This window comes from Pseudonocardia sp. ICBG162 (assembly GCF_020496225.1).
Lineage (GTDB): Bacteria > Actinomycetota > Actinomycetes > Mycobacteriales > Pseudonocardiaceae > Pseudonocardia > Pseudonocardia alni.
This window is the reverse complement of record NZ_JAHLJD010000013.1, coordinates 1,375,991-1,396,858: the sequence shown is the minus strand read 5'-3', so window position 1 is coordinate 1,396,858 and position 20,868 is coordinate 1,375,991. Positions and strand designations below refer to the sequence as shown.

Sequence of the window (20,868 nt, the reverse complement as noted above, 5' to 3'; positions counted from 1 at the left end):
CCGCCTGCTGGATCGATACCGTCCTGACCCGTTCGGGCGGTGTCGACTCCGGACAGTTGTCCCCATTCCTCACCTGAGCGATGCTTCGCGTGCACCGTACGGGGTGGTCAACCTACGGAGCGTGAACGACAGTCTCGGTGTCGGCGGGGAACAGGGAGACGGTGAGGACAGCGATGTCGCAGATCCACGAGCACGACTACGGCTACGACCTGGCACACGAGATGAAGGTGATCGCGCGGCTGCCGCAGCAGCGGCGCGGCAGCTCACGCCCGATGGGTGTCCCGGCCCGCGAGATGGACCCGGACACCGACCTCGGCCACGACATGGCCCACGAGTTCTGATCCCTGCCCACCGTCCGCGACCGGCCCCGCCCCTTCCGGGCGGGGCCGTCGTGCTGTCCGGGCCGTGCCGCTACTGCGGCAGCACCGCGAGCGCGGCCCAGAGCGCGGTCGTCGCGGCGAGCAGGCCCAGCGGGACGGTGAGCGCCCCCAGCCGCAGGAACGTGCCGAGCCGGGGCGGGTCGCCGTAGCCGGTGGCGATGCGCCGCCACAGCAGCGTCGCCAGCGACCCGGCGTAGGTCAGGTTCGGCCCGATGTTGACGCCCAGCAGCATCGCCAGCACCAGCCCGGGGTGCGCGGCCGGGCCGAGCGCGGTGAGCAGCACCAGCGTCGCGGGCAGGTTGTTCACCAGGTTCGCCAGCACCGCCGCGACGGCCGCGGTGACCAGCAGTCCGGTCAGGTCCGGGGTGGTGGGCAGCAGTGCACCGATCCAGCCGGACAGCCCCTGCGCACTGAGCCCGGCGACGACCACGCCCAGGGCCAGCACGAACAGGCAGAACCCGGGGGAGGCCGCGGCGACCAGGCGCAGCGGCCCGGTCTCGCGCCGCACCAGCGCCCGCACCGCCAGCACCGCGGCCCCGGCCGCGGCGACCCAGCCCGGTTCGACGCCCAGCGGCGAGGCCACCGCGAACCCGGCCAGGGTCAGCCCGAGCACCGCCAGCGCGACGACCGGTGCCGCCGGGGCGGGCACCGCGTCCTCGGCCGGGGCCGGCTCCGGCGCCGCGGCGAGGTCGCGCCGGAACACCCACCGCAGCACCAGGTACTCGACGACGATCACCGCCACCCACGGCCCGACCATCAGCCCGGCGAAGGTCAGGAACCCCACCCCCGACGCCGAGAACGCCAGCAGGTTCGTCAGGTTCGACACCGGCAGCAGCCCCGACGCCGAGTTCGACAGGTGCGCGCAGGCGAACGAGTGCGGCCGCGACGCCACCCCCAGCCGGGCCGCCGTCGCCAGCACCACCGGGGTCAGCAGGACCACCGTCGCGTCCAGGCTCAGCACCGCGGTCGTCCCGGCCGCCGCGGCGAAGACGGCGACCAGCAGCCGTCGCGGGGACCCGGCCGACGCCGTCGCCAGCCGTGCGCCCAGCCAGCGGAACACGCCCTCGGCGTCGGCGAGGTGCCCGAGCAGCAGGATCGCGGCGAGGAACCCGACGGTCGGGGCGAGCTCGCCGATCTCGGTCCACGCCCCGGCCGGGGTCACCAGCCCGGCGACGACGGCGACCAGCGCCGCCGGGACCGCGACCACGGCCTCGGGCAGGCCGAACGGGCGCAGCGTCGCGGCGGCCAGGACCGCGGCCAGCAGCGCGACCGCCAGCAGGAGGCTCACGTGAACAGCAGCGCGACGCCGACGGCCAGGCCCAGCAGGACCACCGCCCAGCGCAGCAGGGTCTCCGGCATCCGCCGCGCGACCAGGGCGCCGACGTAGCCGCCGACCAGCGTGGTCGGGGCGAGCAGCGCGACGGCGAGCCAGTCGACCGGGGCGCCGAGGGCGAACACGACGACCGTCACCGTCGCGACGACCAGCGACAGCACGCCCTTGAGCGCGTTGAGCCTGCGCAGCTCGTCGTGGGCGAACAGTGACAGCGTCGAGATCAGCACCACGCCCAGGGCGCCGCCGAAGTAGCCGCCGTAGACCGCGGCGAGGAACACCGCGACCAGCAGCGCCGGGGTGCGGTCCCGCCCCCGGGCGGCCGGGTCGCCGATCCGGCGCTTGAGCCACGGCCCGACCGCCATCGTCAGGCTGGCCAGGATCACCAGGACGGGCACGACGGCGTCGAACACGCTGCTGGGCAGCACCAGCAGCAGGGTGCAGCCGACCCCGCTGCCCAGCGCCGCGGCGACCGCGGTGACCGCGATCCGCCTGCCCTGCCCGGGCAGCTCGCGGCGGGCCCCGAGCACCAGCCCGGCGTAGCCCGGCCACTGGGCGACCGAGTTGGTGACGTTCGCCGCCAGCGGCGGGAACCCCACCCCGAGCAGCGCCGGGAACACCAGCAGCGACCCGCCGCCCGCGACGGCGTTCACCGCACCCGCGAGCAGCCCGGCCACCAGCAGGAACACCAGCGCCCACGGCTGGGAGAGGTCGATCACCACCGGACGGTATCCCGGTGCAACGCCGCGGTCCTCCCCGGCAGCCGACCGTGCGGGTCCGTAGCCTGGAACCCATGACCGCTGCCACCGAGATCGCGTTCGAGAACACCTTCGTCCGCGACCTGGACGGGCTCTACCTGCCCTGGCAGGCCGCCCCGGCGCCGGACGCGCGGCTGGTGCTGCTCAACGAGTCCCTGGCCGGTGAGCTGGGCCTCGACCCGGCGCAGCTGCGCACCCCCGAGGGCGTCGCGCTGCTCACCGGCACGACCGTGCCCGACTCGGCGACGACCGTCGCGCAGGCCTATGCCGGGCACCAGTTCGGCAACTACTCGCCGCGGCTCGGCGACGGCCGGGCGCTGCTCGTCGGTGAGCTCGTCACCCCCGACGGCGCCCGCCGCGACCTGCACCTCAAGGGGTCCGGACGCACCCCGTTCGCCCGCGGCGGCGACGGGAAGGCGCCGCTCGGCCCGATGCTGCGCGAGTACGTGATCTCCGAGGCGATGCACGCGCTCGGGGTGCCCACCACGCGGTCGCTGGCCGTCGTCGCCACCGGTGAGCCCGTGCTGCGCGACCGCGGCCCGGAGCCGGGCGCCGTGCTCGCCCGCACCGCGGCCAGCCACCTGCGGGTGGGGACCTTCCAGTTCGCGGCCGCCACGGGGGAGGCCGACGTGCTGCGCCGGCTCGCGGAGTACGCGATCGCCCGGCACCACCCGCAGGCGTCCTCGCCGCTGGAGCTCTACCGCGCGGTGATCGCCGTCCAGGCCGAGCTCGTCGCGCGCTGGATGCAGATCGGGTTCGTGCACGGCGTCATGAACACCGACAACATGACGATCTCCGGCGAGACCATCGACTACGGCCCGTGCGCCTTCCTCGACGCCCACGACCCGGCGACCTGGTACTCCTCGATCGACTCCGGTGGCCGCTACGCCTACGGCAACCAGCCCGGCATCGCCCAGTGGAACCTCGCCAGGCTCGGCGAGTCGCTGCTGGGGCTGTTCGCCGACTCCCAGGAGGAGGCGGTGCGCCTCGCGACCGAGGAGCTGGCGGGCTTCGCCGACGCCTACCTCGCCGCCCGTGACCGCGGCTACCTCGCCAAGATCGGCGTCGGGACCCCGGAGCTGCTCGCCGACCTGTTCGCGGTGATCGAGGACCAGAAGCCCGACCACACCCTGTTCTTCCGACGGCTGTCCGAGGCCGCCCGGGGCGACGCCGGGCCGGTCCGCGCCCTGCTCTCCGACCCGGCCGCGCTGGACCCGTGGCTGGAGTCCTGGCGGGCCGCCGGTCCGGACGCCGACGCGATGGACCGGGTCAACCCGGTCTACGTGCCGCGCAACCACCTGGTCGAGGAGGCGCTGGGCGCCGCCGTCGAGGGGGACCTGGAGCCGGTGCAGTGGCTGCTGCAGGTCCTCGCGGACCCGTTCACCGAGCGCGAGGGCTACGAGCGCTACGCCCAGCCCGCGGGGCCGGACTCGCCGCCGTTCACGACGTTCTGCGGGACGTGACCCCGGCATCCGGGCGATGGACTCCGCCCGGCTCCGGGTGCACCCTGGGCGGCGCTGTCGGCGTGCGGAGGCCACCATGCGGATCGGCATCATCGGCGCGGGCCCGGCCGGGCTGTTCCTCGGCGCGACGCTCGCGCGTCGCGGGCACGCGGTCCTCGCCGTGGACCGGGACACCGGCCCGGACCCCGACGGGACGTGGGCACGCCGCGGGGTGATGCAGTTCCACCACCCGCACGGGGTCCGTCCCCAGGTGGGGGAGGGGCTGCTCGCCGAGTTGCCCGAGGCCCACGCGGCATGGGTCGCCGCCGGCGCGGAACCGATCGTGTTCGTCCTCCCGGACGGCCGGCGGATGGCGGGCGGGATGCGGTCGCGCCGCGCGACGTTCGAACGGGCACTGCGCGAGGTCGCGACCCGCGAGCCGGGCCTGGAGATCCGCCGCGGACACGTCGACGGCGTGGTCGTCTCCGGCGGCCGGGCCCGCGGACTCGTCGTCGACGGGGTGGGCGAGCCGGCGGACCTGGTGGTCGACGCCTCCGGACGGTCCGGACGGTCCACCCGCGACCTCACCGGCGGCCCGGCCGTGGAGGGCGATACCGGTGCGGCCTACGTCAGCCGCCAGTACCGGCTGCGCGACCCGGCCGACCCCGGCCCGATGACCAGCCCGCTGGCCTGGCAGGCCGACCTCGACGGTTACCAGGTCATCGTCTTCCGGCACGAGGCCGGTGTGTTCTCGGTGCTGCTGGTCCGGCCGGCCGGCACCCTGCGGGAGCTGCGGCACGAGGCCGTGTTCGACGCGGCCTGCCGGGCGATCCCCGGGCTGCACGAGTGGACCGACTCCGGGCGGGCCGCCCCGATCACCCCGGTGCTGCCCGGCGGGCGGCTGTACAACCACTACCGCTCCCAGCCCGACGTCGACGGGCTGGTGCTCGTCGGCGACGCCGTCTGCACCACGACGCCGATGTTCGGCCGCGGCCTCGCCACCACGATGATGCAGTGCCGCGACCTGCTGGGACGCATCGACACCGGCGAGGTCGGCGGTTTCGGGGCCTGGTGCGACGCCGAGATGCGGCCCTGGGTGGAGGACCACGTGCGGTCCGACGACCACGCCCGCCGGGCCTGGGCGGGTGGCGACGTGGACCTCACCGGCCCGTTGCCGTCGACCCTGATCATGGCGGCCGCCGAGGTCGACGGCCGGATCGGGGCCGCGCTCGGGCCCTACCTCGCGATGCTGGCGGGCCCGGCGAGCCTCGACGAGGTCGAGCCGCTCGCCCACGCCGTCTACGCCGGTGGCTGGCGCCCCGCCCCCGCCGCCGGGCCGACCCGCGAGGAGTTGGCCACCCTGCTGCAGCGCACCGCCGCGTCCTGACTACCCTCGTGAGTGCGGACGAGTCGGTCGGGCGGCCGCGGCGGGACCTCCGGGTTCCGCCGAGGAAAGTCCGGACTCCACAGGGCAGGGTGGTTGTCAACGGCAACCCGGGGCGACCCGCGGGACAGTGCCACAGAGAACAGACCGCCACGCGGCTCCCCGGAGCCGCGGGGTAAGGGTGAAACGGTGGTGTAAGAGACCACCAGCACCCCGGGTGACCGGGGTGGCTCGGTAAACCCCACCCGGAGCAAGGTCGAGAGGCCGTACGTGTACGGCTGCGCAGGCGTTCGAGGGCTGCCCGCCCGAGCCTGCGGGTGGACCGCTGGAGCCTGCCGGCGACGGCAGGCCGAGATGGATGGTCGCCGAACGGAGCACCGTGAGGTGCCCGGGAACAGGATCCGGCTTACAGACCGGCTCGTCCGCACCTCTTCCCCGACCTTGACGGTCGAGCCCCGGCCGGACGGACGGGGCTCCCGTACACTCCGTCGACGAGCCGACTACCGCCCCTTGAGATAGGTGCTGATCATCGCGGTCAGCTCGTTCTCCAGCCGTCGCGCGGGAACCCGGTCCGGCGCCGCCGACAGCGCGTGGACCACGAGCTCCAGGGTGATCGTGACGATCTGCGCGGCGGCCTCCGTGTCCTCGACGCCCGCGTCGGGATGCCGGACCAGGAAGTCCCGGAACCTGCGCAGCCGGTCGCGCTGGTACACCTCGATCTTCGTCATGACGGCGCCCTCGCGGGGCGCCTCCTCCATGAACAGCCGCAGCAGCCGCGGGTCGTCGCGGTGGTTCGCGATCGCGGTGCGCACCATCGCCCGCACGAGCTCCTCCAGTGGCTGGTCACCGGCCTCCTCGCCGGGCGGCAGAGTCGCGGCGCCCTGGTCCAGGTGCCGGGTCAGGAGCTCGGCCAGGATCGCGTCCTTGTTCGGGAAGTACTGGTAGAGCGAGCCGATCGAGCACCGGGCCTCGTCGGCGATCCGGTTCGTGGTGCCCGCGGCGTAGCCGTACGTGGCGAGAACGTGAGCAGCCGCGGTGAGGATCCGCTCGCGGGTGAGTTCCGCCCGGACCTGACGCGGCCGCCGACGTGGGGCGATCCGGCGCTGCTGCGGGGTCATGTCCCTCCCGGGTGCGCGCGTCGAAAGCGAGTAGCTCCTAAAGTGAGCATTTACTTAGAATAGGGCTTTCACCTGCGATGATACAGAACAGGGAAGGCTCACCATGCTCGAAGTTTCCAGCGCGCTCGCCGCCGTCCTCGAACAGGTGCCGCACCAGGCCGGGCGGGCCCGTGCGCACGTCGGGGTGCCCGCATGAGACGGCTCCTCGACACCCTGCTCCGGACGGCGACGGTCGAGCACGTCGAGCCCCTCGCGGGCCGCTTCCGGGCGGTCACCCTGACCGGCGCCGGGATCCGCGACCTCGAGGTGAAGGCCGGTCAGCAGATCCGCCTGCAGGTCGGGGCGGCCAACCCGGTCGTCGACCTGCTCGTCGGCGCGCTGCGGACCTACTCGATCTGGGAGTACGACGGGACCCGCATGGAGCTGCGGATCCTCGACCACGGCGAGGGGCCGGGCGCGCAGTGGGCCCGGCGGGTCCGTCCGGGCGAGGAGGTCAGCGTGTTCGGGCCGGAGGGCTCGTTCGTCAGCTGGCCCAGTGACTACCACCTCTTCGCCGGGGACGAGACCGCCGCGGTCGCGTTCGGGGCGATGATCCGCGGGCTGGACGACGGCGCCCCGGTGCACGCGGCGATCGAGGTCGACACCGAGGAGGACCGGCTGCCGATCCCCGGCGAGGTCACCTGGATCCACCGCCACGGCCGATCGGCCGTCAAGTCCGCCGATCTCGTCGCGGCGGTGGCGAACCTCGACCTGCCGGAGACACCGGGGACGGCCTACCTGGCGGGTGAGGCGGGGACCGTGCAGATGGTGCGCGAGCACCTGGTCCGCGACCGGGGCTGGCACCGGCGCGACGTCGTCACCAAGCCGTTCTGGGCGCCGGGGAGGACCGGGATGGACTGACTCCCGTGGTCCGCGTGGGTCGGGTCAGCTCGTCGCCGGGCCGGGGCTCATCGCGGTCCTGACGGCGAACCCGCCGAGCACGGTGCCGGCCACCCACCGCTGGACCGTCATCGCCCGCGGCCGTGCGGCCAGGAACCCGGAGACGGACGCGGCGGTGAGGACGATCAGCGCGTTCACGGTCACCGCGACGACGATCTGGACCGACCCGAGCTGCAGGAGCTGGCTCCCGGTGGCGCCGTCGGCGGGGTCGACGAACTGGGGCAGCAGCGCGGCGTACATCAGCGCGATCTTCGGGTTCAGCAGGTTCGTGAGTAGCCCCATGCCGAACAGGCGCCGGTCGCGCTCAGGCGCGAGGTCGCGGGCCTCGAACGGCGACCGTCCGCCGGGGCGCAGCATGCCCCAGGCGAGCCAGGCGAGGTAGAGCGCCCCCGCGATCTTGACCGCGGTGTAGGCGGCGGGGACGGCGACGAACAGCGCCGAGAGCCCGGCCGTCGCGGCGAGGAGGTAGCAGAGGAAGCCGACCGCGGTACCGGCGAGCGACACGAGTCCGGCGCGCCGGCCCTGCGAGATCGCCCGGGAGGTCAGGTACACCATGTTCGGCCCCGGGGTGAGGACCATGCCGAGGGCGATCACGACGACACCCAGGGCTGCGGACGGTTCGATCACGGCGGCTCCTCACCGAATGGCTCGTGATCGAGAGCGAAACACGGCGACGGCCCGCGGACCAGTGGATTCCCACGTGTGCTGCGTCGCTCCGGGTTCGTGTGACGATCTGCCGGTGAGCAGCACCCGCGACCTCCGCGTCGTCGCGCTGGGGGACTCCTTCGTCGCCGGTGTCGGCGACCCCGACTGCCGGGGGTGGTTCGGCCGCCTCGTGGCGGCGGTCGGCCGCCAGGGCGTCCCGACGACCGCCTACAACCTGGGGATCCGCCGCGACACCAGCAGCGACGTCCTCGCCCGCTGGGAGCGCGAGACGGGCGCACGCCGTGCCCCCGGGTGCGACGAACGCCTGGTCCTGTCCTTCGGCGTGAACGACGGCGTCGAGGAGGACGGCCGGTGCCGGGTGGAGCCGGACGTCACCGTCGCGAACCTGACCCGGTTGCTCGCCGGGGCCGATGTTGCGGGCCTGCCGGCCTTCGTCGTCGGACCCCCGCCGGTCGCCGACGCCGCGGTGAACCGGCGGGTGCGGGACCTGACCGCGCGGTTCCACGGGGTGTGCGACACCGCCGGGGTGCCCTTCGTCGACGTGGTCGACGCGCTGTCGGCCGACGAGGTGTGGACGACCGGGGTCCGCGACGGCGACGGCGCCCACCCCGGTGCCGACGGCTACGACCGCCTCGCCCGGCTCGCGATGCCGGCGTGGTTGGCGTGGATCGGCCCGTCCCGGTAACGGATCCGTCGGCGCTCCTCCGCCGTCGAGGACCGGACCTGACCGCATGGGGCGGCACAGTCGTCCTCGAACCGCTCCCGAGCACCCCGGAGGACCCCATGTACGCACCCGCCCGCCACGACGAGATCACCGGTCTCCTCAACTACATCGACCAGCAGCTCACGGCGATCCGCTCCGCGCTCCTCGGCCTCACCGAGGACCAGGCGCGCGCGACCCCGTGCCGCAGCGCGCTGTCCGTCGGTGGCCTGGTCAAGCACGCCGCCTACTGCATGCGCGGCGCGCTGGAGCGGCTGACCGGCGACGTCACCGAGCAGCCGCTGGACGCGGCCGCGTTCGCCCGGTTCACCGGCAGCTTCACCGTCGGCGACGACGAGACCGTCGCCGCGACCGTCGAGGAGTTCGACCGGGTCCGGGCCGAGCTGCTCGCCACCGTCGCGAAGACCGACCCGGCAGGCGACTCGACCGCCCCGCCCACCCCCTGGGACGGGATCTACGACGCGCGGCCGATCCACGCCCGCTTCTACCTGGTGCACCTGGTCGAGGAGTTCGCCCGGCACGCGGGGCACGCCGACATCCTCCGCGAGCAGATCGACGGCGTCGCGGTGCCCGCGCTGGTGCTCACCCTCGCCGGGGCGCCCGCCAACGACTTCTTCCAGCCCTACGAGGCGGCGCCGGGCACCCTGCTGGCCTGAGCCCGGCGGTATCCCCGGGCGTCCCCGGTCGTTGATCTCCACGACCGGCTCGGGGGAGGACGGATGCGTCGAGGACGACGGAACGGACTGATCGCCACGGCCGCGGCCGTCGTCGCGCTGGTGGGGCTCGCGTCGCTGCAGCCCGCCGTCGCGATCGGCCCGTTCGGCCCCTCGGGGCGGGTGACCGTCACCCCGGCGGCGTCGAACCAGTTCGCCGGGACCCTCGACGAGGGTTCCGGCAGCCGCGAGTTCACCGCCCGCCACGGCGCCCCGCCCGACGGCGGCAGCGGCGCCCTCGAGCTGCGCACCCCGGGCGACGGGGACAAGCGCCAGTACGTCACCGACGAGGTCGCCGGCCCGTTGTCCCGGTTCACCGACGCGAGCTACTGGGCGTACCGCGACCCGGCGTCGTCGAGCGGGGCGATGCCGTCGTTCGCGATCGCCGTCGACGTGAACGGCGGCACCCTGGAGCCGGGCGACCTGTACGTCCTCACCTACCTGCCCGACCGGGCCCCGGCCGGCACCTGGACCCGCTACGACGTCGGGTCCGGCACCTACTGCACGACACAGCAGATCGGCCGGGTCGACGCCTACCGGCAGTGCCGCGACGGCGGCGAGCAGCGCACGCTGTCCGACATCATGGCCGCCTACCCGGACATGACCGCCTACGCCGCCGGGTTCAACCAGGGCGGCGGCGACGCCGGGCTGGTCTCGGCCGTCGACCTGCTCCGGGTCGGCGGGCGGACCTACGACTTCGAGCCCGGCTGAGCCGGTCGCGGCGACTCAGGTCACGCAGAACTCGTTGCCCTCGGGGTCGCACAGGGTGGTGGTGAGCGGCCCGCGGTCGGCCGTCGTCCACAGCACCCGGGCGCCGAGCGCGACCAGGCGCTCCACCTCCGCGGGAGCCTCCTGCGGGCCGACCTGCAGGTCCAGGTGCACCCGGTTCTTGGCCGACTTCGGCTCCGGCACCCGCTGCACGAACAGCCGCGGACCCGGCCCGCGGGCGGTGGCGACGTCGCGGAACCCGCGGCGGTCGCCGTCGACGAGCACGTCGGCCTCGCCGAGGTGGCCGGCGGCCAGCAGGCCGTCGACGACCGCGGTGTGGTCCTCCACCTCGTAGCCGAGGGCGGCCGCCCAGAACCGCGCGAGGGCGTGCGGGTCGGCGGCGTCGAACGCGATCTGCAGGGTCGGGGTCACGGCGACGATCCTGGCCCCCGACGCGGACAGCGCCCGTCCGCATCGGACGTGTCGACCCAGGGTACGGAGCTGCCATAGGCTCTGCGGGTGCAGTACGACTTCACCGACCTGCGGCTGTTCCTGCACGTCGTCGCCGAGGGGTCCATCACCGGCGGTGCCGCGCGGGCCAACCTGAGCCTGCCGTCGGCGAGCGCACGGGTCCGGGCCCTGGAACGCCACGCGGGGGTCGAGCTGCTGGTCCGGGAGCGGCGCGGGGTCCGCACCACCCCGGCCGGGCGGGCACTGGCCCGGCACGCCCGCGAGGTCCTCGACCGGGCGGCGCGCCTCGACGGCGCGATCGCCTCCTACTCCCGGCCGGCGAGCGCGCCGCTGTCGCTGCTGGCCGGGAGCTCGGCGATGCACGACCTCGTGCCGCGGGCGGTGACGGCGTTCCTGCTGGCCCGGCCGCACTCCGACGTCGACGTGACGCTGCGGCGCAGCGTCGAGACCGCCCGGACCCTGGTCGACGGCGGTGCGGACCTCGGGATCGTCCTGGACCACGTGGCGGCGGACCACGGGCTGTCCGCAGAGCCGCTGTGCGACGACTCGCTGGTCGTCGTCGGCGCCGGGCACGGTGTGCTCGACGGTCGCGACGTGATCGCGTTCGCCGAGGCGGCCGAGCACCCGATGGTGGGGCTGGCCGCGTCGTCGCCGCTGCAGCTCTCGCTCGACGCGCAGGCGGCCGACGCCGGGCTCGCGCCGCGGTACCGCACCCGCGCCGCGGACCTGGGCACGGTGGTCGCGCTGGCCGAGGCGGGGGCCGGGATCGCCGTCGTGCCCCGTCGCGCGGCCGCCGTCCCGGCCCGTGCCGGGCGTCTGCAGGTGGTCGCGCTGGGGGAGCAGTGGGCCCGGCGCGGGCTGTCGCTGTGCTGGGGCGCGGCCCTGGAGCCGAGCTCGCCGGGATGGCCCGCGGTGCTGGCACTCGCGGACCACATCCACGCTGTCTCTGTCACAGCCGAAGGCTGAGAGCGGAACTTCCGCATTGTCCGGTGAGCCGGACGGGCCGACCCTCGACCCATGAACCCCTCCGACGAGCCCGACGGTGTCGAACGGGCCCTGACCGGGCTGCGGCGGGTCGTCGTGCCCGTCGCGGCCGGGCTGCTCCTGCTGCTGGCGATCGCGGTCGGCGACGCCGCCGAGACCGCCGCCGCCGAGGCGGCCGGGACCACCCGGGTGAGCGCGACCGTGCTCGGGACGACCGCGGGGCCGGGGCCCGTCGACGTCGGCTGGACCGACGGCCGCGGCGTCGTGCGGACCGCCACGGTGACCGTCGGCGGGCGGGTCGCGCCCGGCCGGTCGCTCGGGCTGTGGATCGGCCCCGACGGTGTCCCGGCCGCCCCGGAGCACCCGACCGAGGTCCGGACGGCCGGGATCCTGCGCTCGGCGACGGTGCTGGGCGTCGGCGGGTCCGGCCTGGTCGCGGTGTACACGGCCGCCGGCGTCGCCGGCCGCGCACGGGCGGCGGGACGGCTGGACCGCGAGTGGCGCGCGGTCGAGGCGCGCTGGCGGGAGCTGCCCCGCGGCTGAGCGGAACTGTCGGGGGTCCGGTGCAGCATGCGTCCCGACCCACCCCCGAGCACCCGGAGGCCCCCGTGGACCAGCCCGTCACCGCCGACCCCGTCATGGACGCCGTCGGCGCCGCCGTCGGGGCGGGCCGTGCCGGTGACCGGGCCGGGGCCCGCGCCCGGTTCGACGCCCTGTGGGAGCAGGTGACCGCCGACGGCGACCCCTTCCACCGGTGCACGCTGGCCCACTACGCCGCCGACGTCCAGGACGACCCGCACGCCGAGCTGCTGTGGGACGAGCGCGCCCTGGCCGCCGCCGACGAGCTGACCGACGAGCGGGCGCAGCGCCACCACGCGTCGCTGAGCGTCGGGGGGTTCCTGCCGTCGCTGCACCTGAACCTCGCCGACGTGCACCGCCGCCTCGGCGACGACGACCGGGCGCGCCACCACCTGACCCGGGCCCGGGACCGGGTGGGAGCGCTGCCCGACGACGGCTACGGCGCGATGATCCGCGCCGGGATCGACCGCTGCGGCGAACGCCTCGACCTCGGGGACCGCACGTGAGGGAGCCGCACTCAGACGACCGCGCCGTCGCCGGCGCGGCGCCGTGCCCGGTCGGCCTTCGACGGGTGCCGTCGTCCCGCCTTGCCGACCGGCTGCTTCGCTCCGGACGTCCGCGGCGCGGGCCCGGTCCAGCGCTGCTGCAGCAGGATCGCCACCGGCCCGGCGACGACGATCGTCGACACCGTCCCGACCACGATGCCCACGATCAGCGCCAGCGCGAAGTCCCCGAGGGTCGCCCCGCCGAGGAACAGCAGCATGACCAGGATCGTCAGCGTCGAGATGCCGGTGTTCACCGTCCGCGGCAGCGTCGAGAGCACCGCCGACCCCACGACCTTGTGGAACGGCACCTTCGCGTTGCGTGCCCAGTGCTCGCGCACGCGGTCGAACACGACCACGGTGTCGTTGACCGAGTAGCCGATGACGGTGAGCAGCGCCGCGAGGAACACGCCGTCGGCGGTGCGCCCGGTCCAGGCGAACACCCCGACCACCACGAGCACGTTGGTCAGCAGCGCCGCGACCGCACCGGCGCCGAGCGTCCAGCGGAACCGGAACGCCAGGTAGAGGAACTGCGCGGCGAGCGCGACACCCAGCGCGATGATGCCGCCGCGGGCCAGCTCGGCACCGAGGCTGGGGCCGATGAGCTCGTCGCGCAGCACCTCCGCGCCGCCGCCCGCCGCGCCGACGACCTCGCGCAGCTGTCCGACCTGGGCGTCGGTGAGCTCGCCGGAGCGCAGCGCGACCGCGCCGTCGCCGGTCTCGGTGACGGTGAGCCCGCCGATGCCGGTGGCGCCGACAGCGTCGCGGACCTGCTCCACGCTCACCGGGTTCGACGTCGTGAACTCGACCAGCCGGCCGCCGGTGAACTCGACACCGAGCTCCAGGCCGCGCACGAACAGCCCGGACACCATCACGACCACGACGACCCCGGCGACGGCGAGGTAGCGCGCCGGGCGCCGCAGGAACCCGGGGTCGCTCGCCTCGAGCCTGCGCCGGACCGGGCCGATCTCGGTGATACCGGTGATCCTCGGCCTGCGCTTCACCGCGGGGATCTTCAGGACGGCGAGGGTGAGCAGCCGGGACAGCACCAGCGCGGAGAACAGCGACACGACCACACCGATGACCAGCGTGACGCCGAACCCGCGGACCGGGCCCGAGGCGAGCCCGAACAGCAGCACGGCGGCGAGCAGCGAGGTCACGGCGACGTCGCCGACCGCGGACAGCGAGTTCGCGTAGCCCATCTCCGAGGCGCGTTCCAGGCGTGGCTTCGCCGCGTACTCCTCACGCGAGCGTTCGGCGATCAGCACGTTCGCGTCGACGGCCATGCCGACCGCCAGGACGAACGCGGCCAGGCCGGGCAGCGTCAGCGTGGCCCCGAGCCCGGTCTGCACCGAGTAGGCGACGAGCGCGTACCCGCCGAGCGCGACGACGGCCACGAGCCCGACGAGCCGGTACACCACGATGAGGAACGCCCCGGCCAGCGCGGAGCCGATGATCGCGGCCCAGGCGCTCGCGGAGATCGCGTCCGCACCCAGGGTCGGGCCGACGGTCCGCTGCTCGATGATCTCGACCGGCAGCGGGAGGGCGCCGCCCTCGATCAGCACGGCCAGCTCGGAGGCCTGCTCGGGGGAGAAGTTGCCGGTGATCTGGGTCTGCCCGCCGAGCATGCCGACGTTGCACGGGATGTTCTCGACGACCTGCGGGGAGGAGATGACCTGCTGGTCGAGCACGATCGCGACCCGGCGCTGCGGGTCGCCGGGCGGCGCGCACGCGGCCTGGCCGGTGAGGGCCTGCCAGCGGGCGGGGCCGTCGCCGTCGAAGCTGATGTTCACGATGTGCCCGACGCCCTGCGGGTTGGGCGAGGACATCGCCGAGCCCACCATGTCGCCGGTCAGCGCCGGTGGGCCGAGCTGCAGCGGCTGGCCCTGCTCGTCGGTGCCGGGGGCGCCCCCGGCGGCGGGGTCACCGATCCCGAGCACCGGGTGCATCGTGAGCTGCGCGGTGCGGCCGAGGGTCTCGGCGGCCTCGGCGGGGTCGGTCAGCCCGGGGAGCTCGACGATGATCCGGTTCTCCCCGGACCGGGCCAGGCTGGGCTCGGCGACACCGAGCCCGTCGATGCGCCCGCGCAGCACCTCCAGCACGCGGTCGGTGGCCTCGCCGTCGGCGGCGACCTCGGGGGTGTCGCGGGTCTCCAGGACGATCTGGGTGCCGCCGCGCAGGTCCAGCCCCAGCGTGGGGGCGGTGGTGAGCGCGACGACGGAGGACAGGGCGAGCACGGCGAGCGCGATGAGCGCCCGCCAGAGCACGGGGCGTGGCTTCACAGGGATCCTCGGCGGCGGGCGCCCCGGTCGGGACCGGGGCACGGCGGGGTGGTGCGGGGGAGTGGCGGGCGGTGGCGACCGGCGGGGTCGTCCGGTCAGGCCCGCGGCGGTCCCCGCGACCCGATGTCCGCGCCGGTCCCGGGCTCCGGGGCGGCGGCCGTCGTCCGGTCGTCGACGGGCGCGGGCGCGTCGTGCCCGAGCCCGGCGGCGTCGAGGACCAGCACGTCCAGGGCGGGCCCGGGGTGGCCGGTCGCGTCCGGGGCGACCGGACCGTCGTGCGCGGAGCGCCCCAGCAGCGCGGGCCGGGGTGCCTCGGCGGGCGCGACGTCCTGCCCGACCGAGGCCGCGGCCGTGGTCGGGACGGCCTCGGCGGTCAGCGACCCGGCGATCGGGGCGAGCGCCGCGACCAGCGACAGCAGCAGCACCGCGACGAGGCGGCGGGCCGGGCTGCGGGTCGTGCGCACGAGGGTGATCCGTCCGGTTCGGGGGGTTTCCTGCGGCGACGGTACCGGTCACCTCGACCACCGGGCCGCCGCAGGGGTCGGGCACCGGGCGCGCGGCCGTTCGCCGTTCGGCACAATCGCGACCGCACCAGCGTGACGACCCCGAGAGGACGACTGACGTGAGCACGGATCCGTCGACCAGCGAGAAGATCGACCCCGAGACGACGGGCGGGGAGACGATCGAGTTCCAGGCCGAGGCCCGGCAGCTGCTGCGGTTGATGATCCACTCGATCTACTCGAACAAGGACGTCTTCCTGCGCGAGCTGATCTCCAACGCCTCCGACGCGCTGGACAAGCTCCGCCTCGCCGCCTACCAGGACAAGGACCTGGGCGCCGACACCGAGGACCTGCACGTCGAGCTCGTGCCGGACGCCGGGGCGCGCACCCTCACCGTCCGCGACAACGGCATCGGCATGACCCGCGACGAGGTCGTCGACCTGATCGGCACCATCGCGCGGTCGGGCACCGCGGAGCTCCTCGCGACGCTCCGGGAGGCCGGCGACGACGCCCGCCAGGAGCTGATCGGCCAGTTCGGCGTCGGCTTCTACTCCTCGTTCATGGTCGCCGACCGCGTCGAGCTCGTGACCCGCAAGGCCGGCGCGGGCGAGGGCGTGCGCTGGACCTCCGACGGCGAGGGCACCTACACGATCGAGCCGGTCGCCGACGCCCCGCAGGGCACCGCGGTCACCCTGCACCTCAAGGCGTCCGACGCCGAGGACCAGCTGCACGACTACGCCGACCCCGCGGTGCTGCGCCGCATCGTGAAGACCTACTCCGACTTCATCACCTGGCCGGTCCGCATGGCGGCCGAGGCGGCGGAACCGGAGTCCGGGTCGGAGCCGGAATCCGGGACCGGCCCCGAGACGCTGAACTCGATGAAGGCGCTGTGGGCCCGCCCGCAGAAGGACGTGACGGAGGAGGAGTACGCCGAGTTCTACCGGCACGTCAGCCACGACTGGCAGGAACCGCTGGAGACGATCCGGCTCGCCGCCGAGGGCACCTTCGAGTACCAGGCGCTGCTGTTCCTGCCCAAGGTCGCGCCGATGGACCTCTACATGCGCGACGCCCGCCGCGGCGTGCAGCTCTACGTCCGGCGCGTGTTCATCATGGACGACTGCGAGGCGCTCGTCCCCGAGTACCTGCGGTTCGTCAAGGGCGTCGTCGACGCCGCGGACCTCTCGCTGAACGTGTCGCGGGAGATCCTGCAGCAGGACCGCCAGATCTCGGCGATCCGCAGGCGCCTGGTGAAGAAGGTGCTGTCGGTGCTCGGCTCGCTGCGCGACAACGAGCCGGAGAAGTACGCGACCTTCTGGGAGCAGTGCGGCCGGGCGCTCAAGGAGGGCCTGCTGTCCGACGCCGACAACCGCGACACCATCCTCGGGGTCTCGGCGTTCGCGACCACCCACGACGCGGACGCGCCGACCTCGCTCGCCGCCTACACGGAGCGGATGCGCGAGGGCCAGGACGCGATCTACTACATGACCGGGGACTCGCGGACCGCGATCGAGGCCTCCCCGCACATGGAGGCGTTCCGGGACAAGGGCTACGAGGTCCTGCTGCTGACCGACCCGGTCGACGAGGTGTGGGTCGACGCCGTCGACGGGTTCGACGGCACCCCGCTGCGCTCCATCGCCAAGGGCCAGGTGGACCTGCAGACCGACGAGGAGAAGGAGGAGGCTGCGGCGAAGCAGACCGAGTTCGCCGACCTCTGCACCTGGATGGCCGAGGTCCTGACCTCCGACGTCAAGGAGGTGCGGCTCTCCACCCGGCTCACCACCTCCCCGGCCGTCCTCGTCGGCGACGAGTTCGACATGACCCCGACCCTGGAGAAGATGTACCGGGCGATGGGGCAGGAGCCGCCGAAGGTCAAGCGGATCCTCGAGCTCAACCCGTCGCACCCGCTGGTCACCGGGCTGCGCGACGCCCGCGCCGCGGGGAAGGACGAGAGCGGGACCGTCGAGCTGCTGCACGGCATGGCGCTGCTGGCCGAGGGCGGCGAGCTCGCCGACCCGTCCCGGTTCGTGGGGCTGCTCGCGGAGCGCCTGCAGCACGCGCTCTGACGCGGGGCGGCGCGGGGACCGTGCCGTGACGAGAGCCGCACATCTGAAGAACCACTCAGATGTCGTGGCTATGCTGTCGCGGTGATCGGGAACCCGCGCCGCTGGGCGCCGCTGCTCGCCGGACTGGTGCTCCTCGCGGGGTGCGGCGCGGGTGACCCGGTCACGGCACCGGCCGGGCACGGCGACCACGGCACGGATCCCGCGGCGGACGCGGTCGTCAACTGCGGCCTCGACGTGCCCGTGCAGCGCCCGGAGCGGGTCGTCGCGATGTTCCAGAACGGCATCGAGGCCGTCCTCGCGCTCGGGGCGGGGGACCGCCTGGTCGGCGCGGCCTACCTGGACAACCCGCTGCCGGCGCAGCTCGACCCGGACTTCCGGCCGCAGGACTACTGGCCCGAGGAGTACCCGTCGCGCGAGGAGGTGCTGCGGGTCGCCCCGGACCTCGTCGTCTCCGGCTTCACCGGCGCCTTCACCCGGGAGGGCCTCGGCACCCGCGCCGAGCTCGGCGCCACCGGCACGGAGACCTTCCTGTTCAGCGCCTACTGCCCGACCGCCGACGGCGGCAACCAGCAGAGCATCGGCGACAACGACGTGTCCTTCGCCGGGGTCGAGCACGACCTCACCGACCTCGGGCGGCTGCTGGGCGCCGAGGACCGGGCCGCGCAGGTCGTCGCCGGCATGCGCAGCACCCTCGCCGATGTCGCCGGCCGGCTCGACGGCGTCACCGACCGTCCGCGGGTGGCGATGCTGAACTCCCCGGGCGGCACCGGTGAGCTGCGGGTCTTCGGCACCGGCGACGTCGCGACGACGATCATCGAGGCCGCGGGCGGGCGGCAGGCGTTCGGCACCATCGCCGGCCGGCAGCGCACCGTGTCCCTGGAGGGCATCGTCGCGGCGAGCCCGGACGTGATCGTGATCCCGGCCTGCTGCGGGCGCGACGTCGGCCCGGAGGGTGCGGAGCTGCTGGCCGAGCGGCTGCGCAACGACCCGGCGCTCGCGACGGTCCCCGCGGTCCGCGACGGCAAGGTGTTCACCACGACCTTCGCCGAGATCAGCCCCGGCATCCGCAACGCCGACGCGGTCGCGACGCTCGCCCGGCGGCTGCACCCCGACCGGTTCGGCGGCTGAGTCCCGGCGGCAGGCGGGTCGGGGGAGGAGTACGGATCCGCCCGGCGCCGTTGCCGAGCGGACGACCGGAACCGTAGCGGGTCCGCGCCGCCCGCGACAGCGACCGTGCCCCGATCGTTGCTAGGGCTCCTCCGAGCCCGGGGGCAGCGGCGGGTTGCCCGGGCGCAGCCCGTCGAGCAGCAGCGCCAGGTAGCGGGCGCGGTCCTCGCCCGACGCCGTCTCCGCCGCGTCCGACCCCTCGGCGACGGCCAGCGCCATGACCAGCACCGCCGACAGGTCCCGCGGGGTGAGCTCCGGGCGCACCGCGCCCGCCTCGCGCGCCCGGTCCAGCAGCCGGGTCAGCGTCCGGCCGTAGCGCTCGGCGGACTCGACGTCGAACGCGCCGGTCTCGCGGGCCAGCTGCAGGATCGTCCGCCGTCCGGCGATCGCCTCCACCGCCCGGCCCAGCGATCCGGCCAGGTCGGCCCAGGGGTCGCCGTCCCCGGCGGCCGCGGTCGGCTCGATCTCCGCGACGAACACCTGGTCCAGCACCGCCCGCACCAGCACGTCGCGGGTCCGGAACCGGCGGTACAGCGTCGCGACGCCGACCCCGGCCCGGCGCGCGATCTCCTCCAGCGGGACGTCCGCTCCGTCGGACTCGAACGCCGCGGCCGCCGTGTCGACGATCCGGCGGTGGTTGCGGGCGGCGTCGGCGCGCAGCGGACGGCCCGCCGGGGAGCCGTCGAGCGACGAAGCGGTCATCACTGCACGGTATCGCCCGGCCTCACCAGGTCACCGGCAGCGTGTGCATGCCGTAGACGAAGTGGTAGGCCCGGAAGGCCTCGGGCGGGACCGGTCCGGCCGGGGCGAGCGTGGGGAAGCGGCGGAGCAGGGCGGGGAACGCCGTCGCCATCTCCATCCGGGCCAGCGGGGCGCCCAGGCAGTGGTGCACGCCGTGCCCGAACGCGACGTGCCCGGCCGCGCCGCGGGTGAGGTCGAGCCGGGCGGGGTCGTCGAACCCGGACCCGGTGTCGCGGTTGGCGGTGGGCAGGGAGCACATCACCAGCGACCGCGCCGGGATCGGGGTGTCGCGCAGGACGGTGTCGGTCGTCGTCACCCGGACCACCCCGGTGTGCACGATCGACAGCCACCGGAGCAGCTCCTCCACGGCGGGCCGGGCCAGCTCGGGGTCGCTGCGCAGCAGCGCGGCCTGCTCCGGGTCCTCCAGCAGCGCCAGGGTGCCCAGCGACAGCATGTTCGACGTCGTCTCGTGCCCGGCGATCAGCAGCAGCGACGCGATCCCGACCAGCTCGTCGTGGCTGATCTCCTCGCCGTGCTCGCGGATCAGCATGCCGAGGATGTCCTCGCCCGGGTCGGCCAGCGCCGCGTCGACGAGCCGGGTCATGTAGGCGCGGTTCTCCCGGCCCACGGCCAGCCGCTCCTCGGCGGGCAGGGAGACGTCGAGCAGGCGCGTCGAGCGGGCGGTGAACTCGTCGCGGTCGGTGTAGGGCACCCCGAGCAGCTCGCAGATGACCATCGACGGCACCGGCAGGGCGAACAGGGAGACCAGGTCGGCACCCGGCCCGGCGGCCTCCAGCGCGTCGAGGTGCTCGTCGACGATCTCGGTGATGCGCGGCTCCAGGCGGGCCATCCGGCGCTGGGTGAACTCGCGGGTGAGGAAGCGGCGCAGCCGGGTGTGCTCCGGCGGGTCCTGCAGCAGCAGCTGGCCGGCCCGCATCTGCTCCTGCTCGCGCTGGGACAGCGGCGGTGCGTCCGGGCGGGTCAGCTCGGCGCTCCCGGCGTTGGAGTAGGTCGCGGCGTCGCCGAGCACGTGCCGCACGTCGTCGTAGCGGGTGACGAGGTAGGCCTCGGCGCCGAAGGCGGTCCGTACCCGTGGGATGTCGCCGGAGTCGCGGATGCGCTCCAGCTCGGCGTCGGGCAGGAACCGGTCGCGGCGCATGTGCAGCGGGAGCGTGAAGTCCGTGGCGGTGTCGGTCATGGTGCTGGCCTCCGGAGGGTCGGCGGGCGCGTCGCAGTCCACGGTAACCGCTCAAACGACAGTGTGCTCTCGTTTCGCGTCGCCTGTCCGGTACGCCCCGGATGACCGCCGAACCGGTGAAACCGGGCGAACCGTGACAGGCTGCGACCGTCATCGACGACGACGACAGCCCGGGGGCGCCC

General features: G+C 74.7%; 21 protein-coding genes and 1 other RNA gene. 13 read left to right on the top strand and 9 right to left on the bottom strand.

Features of this window, described 5'->3' with window-relative positions; translation table 11 throughout:
* Positions 1 to 173 precede the first annotated feature (173 nt).
* Positions 174 to 341: a hypothetical protein gene (locus tag KPL60_RS09535; protein WP_020622575.1), complete on the top strand. Its 168-nt coding sequence runs from the start codon at positions 174 to 176 to the stop codon at positions 339 to 341.
* A 70-nt stretch (positions 342 to 411) separates the two neighbouring features.
* Here the strand turns inward: KPL60_RS09535 and KPL60_RS09530 are convergent, their stop codons facing one another.
* Positions 412 to 1,668, bottom strand: coding sequence for an SLC13 family permease (locus KPL60_RS09530; RefSeq protein WP_226365577.1), 1,257 nt, complete (start codon positions 1,666 to 1,668; stop codon positions 412 to 414).
* Positions 1,665 to 2,429, bottom strand: a complete 765-nt coding sequence (locus KPL60_RS09525; protein WP_226356351.1) for a sulfite exporter TauE/SafE family protein — start codon at positions 2,427 to 2,429, stop codon at positions 1,665 to 1,667. The genes KPL60_RS09530 and KPL60_RS09525 overlap by 4 nt, the downstream gene beginning before the upstream one ends.
* Before the next feature lie 74 nt (positions 2,430 to 2,503).
* Here KPL60_RS09525 and KPL60_RS09520 point away from each other — a divergent pair, with 74 nt between their 5' ends.
* The 3 genes from KPL60_RS09520 to rnpB all read left to right on the top strand — a co-directional run bounded on the left by KPL60_RS09520 (position 2,504) and on the right by rnpB (position 5,719).
* On the top strand, positions 2,504 to 3,931 hold the full coding sequence (locus KPL60_RS09520) for a YdiU family protein (protein WP_226356352.1): 1,428 nt from the start codon (positions 2,504 to 2,506) through the stop codon (positions 3,929 to 3,931).
* 76 nt (positions 3,932 to 4,007) lie between these two features.
* Complete coding sequence (locus KPL60_RS09515; protein ID WP_226365576.1) at positions 4,008 to 5,297, top strand: NAD(P)/FAD-dependent oxidoreductase; 1,290 nt, start codon at positions 4,008 to 4,010, stop codon at positions 5,295 to 5,297.
* A gap of 19 nt (positions 5,298 to 5,316) precedes the next feature.
* An RNA gene (gene rnpB / locus KPL60_RS09510) (RNase P RNA component class A) lies at positions 5,317 to 5,719 on the top strand.
* A 75-nt stretch (positions 5,720 to 5,794) separates the two neighbouring features.
* Here rnpB and KPL60_RS09505 read toward each other — a convergent pair.
* Complete coding sequence (locus tag KPL60_RS09505) at positions 5,795 to 6,412, bottom strand: TetR/AcrR family transcriptional regulator (RefSeq protein ID WP_226365575.1); 618 nt, start codon at positions 6,410 to 6,412, stop codon at positions 5,795 to 5,797.
* Positions 6,413 to 6,604: 192 nt separating this feature from the next.
* Between KPL60_RS09505 and KPL60_RS09500 the strand changes: the two genes are divergently transcribed.
* Complete coding sequence (locus KPL60_RS09500) at positions 6,605 to 7,312, top strand: siderophore-interacting protein (RefSeq protein WP_226365574.1); 708 nt, start codon at positions 6,605 to 6,607, stop codon at positions 7,310 to 7,312.
* A gap of 24 nt (positions 7,313 to 7,336) precedes the next feature.
* Here the strand turns inward: KPL60_RS09500 and KPL60_RS09495 are convergent, their stop codons facing one another.
* Positions 7,337 to 7,978 carry a LysE family translocator gene (locus KPL60_RS09495; RefSeq protein WP_226356356.1) on the bottom strand — a complete coding sequence of 214 codons (642 nt, stop codon included), beginning with the start codon at positions 7,976 to 7,978 and terminating at the stop codon, positions 7,337 to 7,339.
* A gap of 112 nt (positions 7,979 to 8,090) precedes the next feature.
* Here KPL60_RS09495 and KPL60_RS09490 point away from each other — a divergent pair, with 112 nt between their 5' ends.
* The 3 genes from KPL60_RS09490 (at position 8,091) to KPL60_RS09480 (ending at position 10,162) form a co-directional block, all read left to right on the top strand.
* Positions 8,091 to 8,702, top strand: a complete 612-nt coding sequence (locus KPL60_RS09490) for a GDSL-type esterase/lipase family protein (protein ID WP_226356357.1) — start codon at positions 8,091 to 8,093, stop codon at positions 8,700 to 8,702.
* 98 nt (positions 8,703 to 8,800) lie between these two features.
* Positions 8,801 to 9,394 (top strand): DinB family protein, encoded by a 594-nt coding sequence (locus tag KPL60_RS09485; protein WP_226356358.1) that lies wholly within the window; start codon positions 8,801 to 8,803, stop codon positions 9,392 to 9,394.
* A 63-nt stretch (positions 9,395 to 9,457) separates the two neighbouring features.
* Positions 9,458 to 10,162, top strand: a complete 705-nt coding sequence (locus KPL60_RS09480) for a hypothetical protein (RefSeq protein ID WP_226356359.1) — start codon at positions 9,458 to 9,460, stop codon at positions 10,160 to 10,162.
* Between the two features lie 15 nt (positions 10,163 to 10,177).
* On the opposite strand, the gene KPL60_RS09475 is transcribed toward KPL60_RS09480, so the two are convergent.
* Positions 10,178 to 10,591, bottom strand: a complete 414-nt coding sequence (locus KPL60_RS09475; RefSeq protein WP_226356360.1) for a VOC family protein — start codon at positions 10,589 to 10,591, stop codon at positions 10,178 to 10,180.
* Between the two features lie 87 nt (positions 10,592 to 10,678).
* On the opposite strand from KPL60_RS09475, the gene KPL60_RS09470 reads away from it, so the two are divergent.
* From KPL60_RS09470 to KPL60_RS09460, 3 genes are all read left to right on the top strand, one after another.
* Positions 10,679 to 11,596 (top strand): LysR family transcriptional regulator, encoded by a 918-nt coding sequence (locus KPL60_RS09470; RefSeq protein ID WP_226365573.1) that lies wholly within the window; start codon positions 10,679 to 10,681, stop codon positions 11,594 to 11,596.
* A gap of 51 nt (positions 11,597 to 11,647) precedes the next feature.
* Positions 11,648 to 12,157 carry a hypothetical protein gene (locus KPL60_RS09465; RefSeq protein ID WP_226356362.1) on the top strand — a complete coding sequence of 170 codons (510 nt, stop codon included), beginning with the start codon at positions 11,648 to 11,650 and terminating at the stop codon, positions 12,155 to 12,157.
* Between the two features lie 65 nt (positions 12,158 to 12,222).
* Positions 12,223 to 12,699: a hypothetical protein gene (locus KPL60_RS09460; RefSeq protein ID WP_374228623.1), complete on the top strand. Its 477-nt coding sequence runs from the start codon at positions 12,223 to 12,225 to the stop codon at positions 12,697 to 12,699.
* Between the two features lie 11 nt (positions 12,700 to 12,710).
* Here KPL60_RS09460 and secD read toward each other — a convergent pair whose 3' ends face one another.
* Positions 12,711 to 15,017 (bottom strand): protein translocase subunit SecD, encoded by a 2,307-nt coding sequence (gene secD, locus KPL60_RS09455; protein ID WP_226365572.1) that lies wholly within the window; start codon positions 15,015 to 15,017, stop codon positions 12,711 to 12,713.
* 95 nt (positions 15,018 to 15,112) lie between these two features.
* Positions 15,113 to 15,481, bottom strand: a complete 369-nt coding sequence (locus KPL60_RS09450; protein ID WP_226365571.1) for a hypothetical protein — start codon at positions 15,479 to 15,481, stop codon at positions 15,113 to 15,115.
* A 158-nt stretch (positions 15,482 to 15,639) separates the two neighbouring features.
* On the opposite strand from KPL60_RS09450, the gene htpG reads away from it, so the two are divergent.
* Together htpG and KPL60_RS09440 are read left to right on the top strand one after the other, a co-directional pair.
* Positions 15,640 to 17,580, top strand: coding sequence for a molecular chaperone HtpG (gene htpG / locus KPL60_RS09445; RefSeq protein WP_226365570.1), 1,941 nt, complete (start codon positions 15,640 to 15,642; stop codon positions 17,578 to 17,580).
* 81 nt (positions 17,581 to 17,661) lie between these two features.
* The gene (locus KPL60_RS09440) at positions 17,662 to 18,708 is read left to right on the top strand and encodes an ABC transporter substrate-binding protein (RefSeq protein WP_226365569.1); all 1,047 of its coding nucleotides are present in this window, start codon (positions 17,662 to 17,664) and stop codon (positions 18,706 to 18,708) included.
* A gap of 120 nt (positions 18,709 to 18,828) precedes the next feature.
* On the opposite strand, the gene KPL60_RS09435 is transcribed toward KPL60_RS09440, so the two are convergent.
* Together KPL60_RS09435 and KPL60_RS09430 are read right to left on the bottom strand one after the other, a co-directional pair.
* A complete protein-coding gene (locus KPL60_RS09435) occupies positions 18,829 to 19,449 on the bottom strand; it encodes a TetR/AcrR family transcriptional regulator (RefSeq protein ID WP_226365568.1) in 621 nt (206 codons plus the stop codon).
* A 22-nt stretch (positions 19,450 to 19,471) separates the two neighbouring features.
* Positions 19,472 to 20,686 (bottom strand): cytochrome P450, encoded by a 1,215-nt coding sequence (locus tag KPL60_RS09430; RefSeq protein ID WP_226356368.1) that lies wholly within the window; start codon positions 20,684 to 20,686, stop codon positions 19,472 to 19,474.
* Between the last annotated feature and the right edge of the window lie 182 nt (positions 20,687 to 20,868).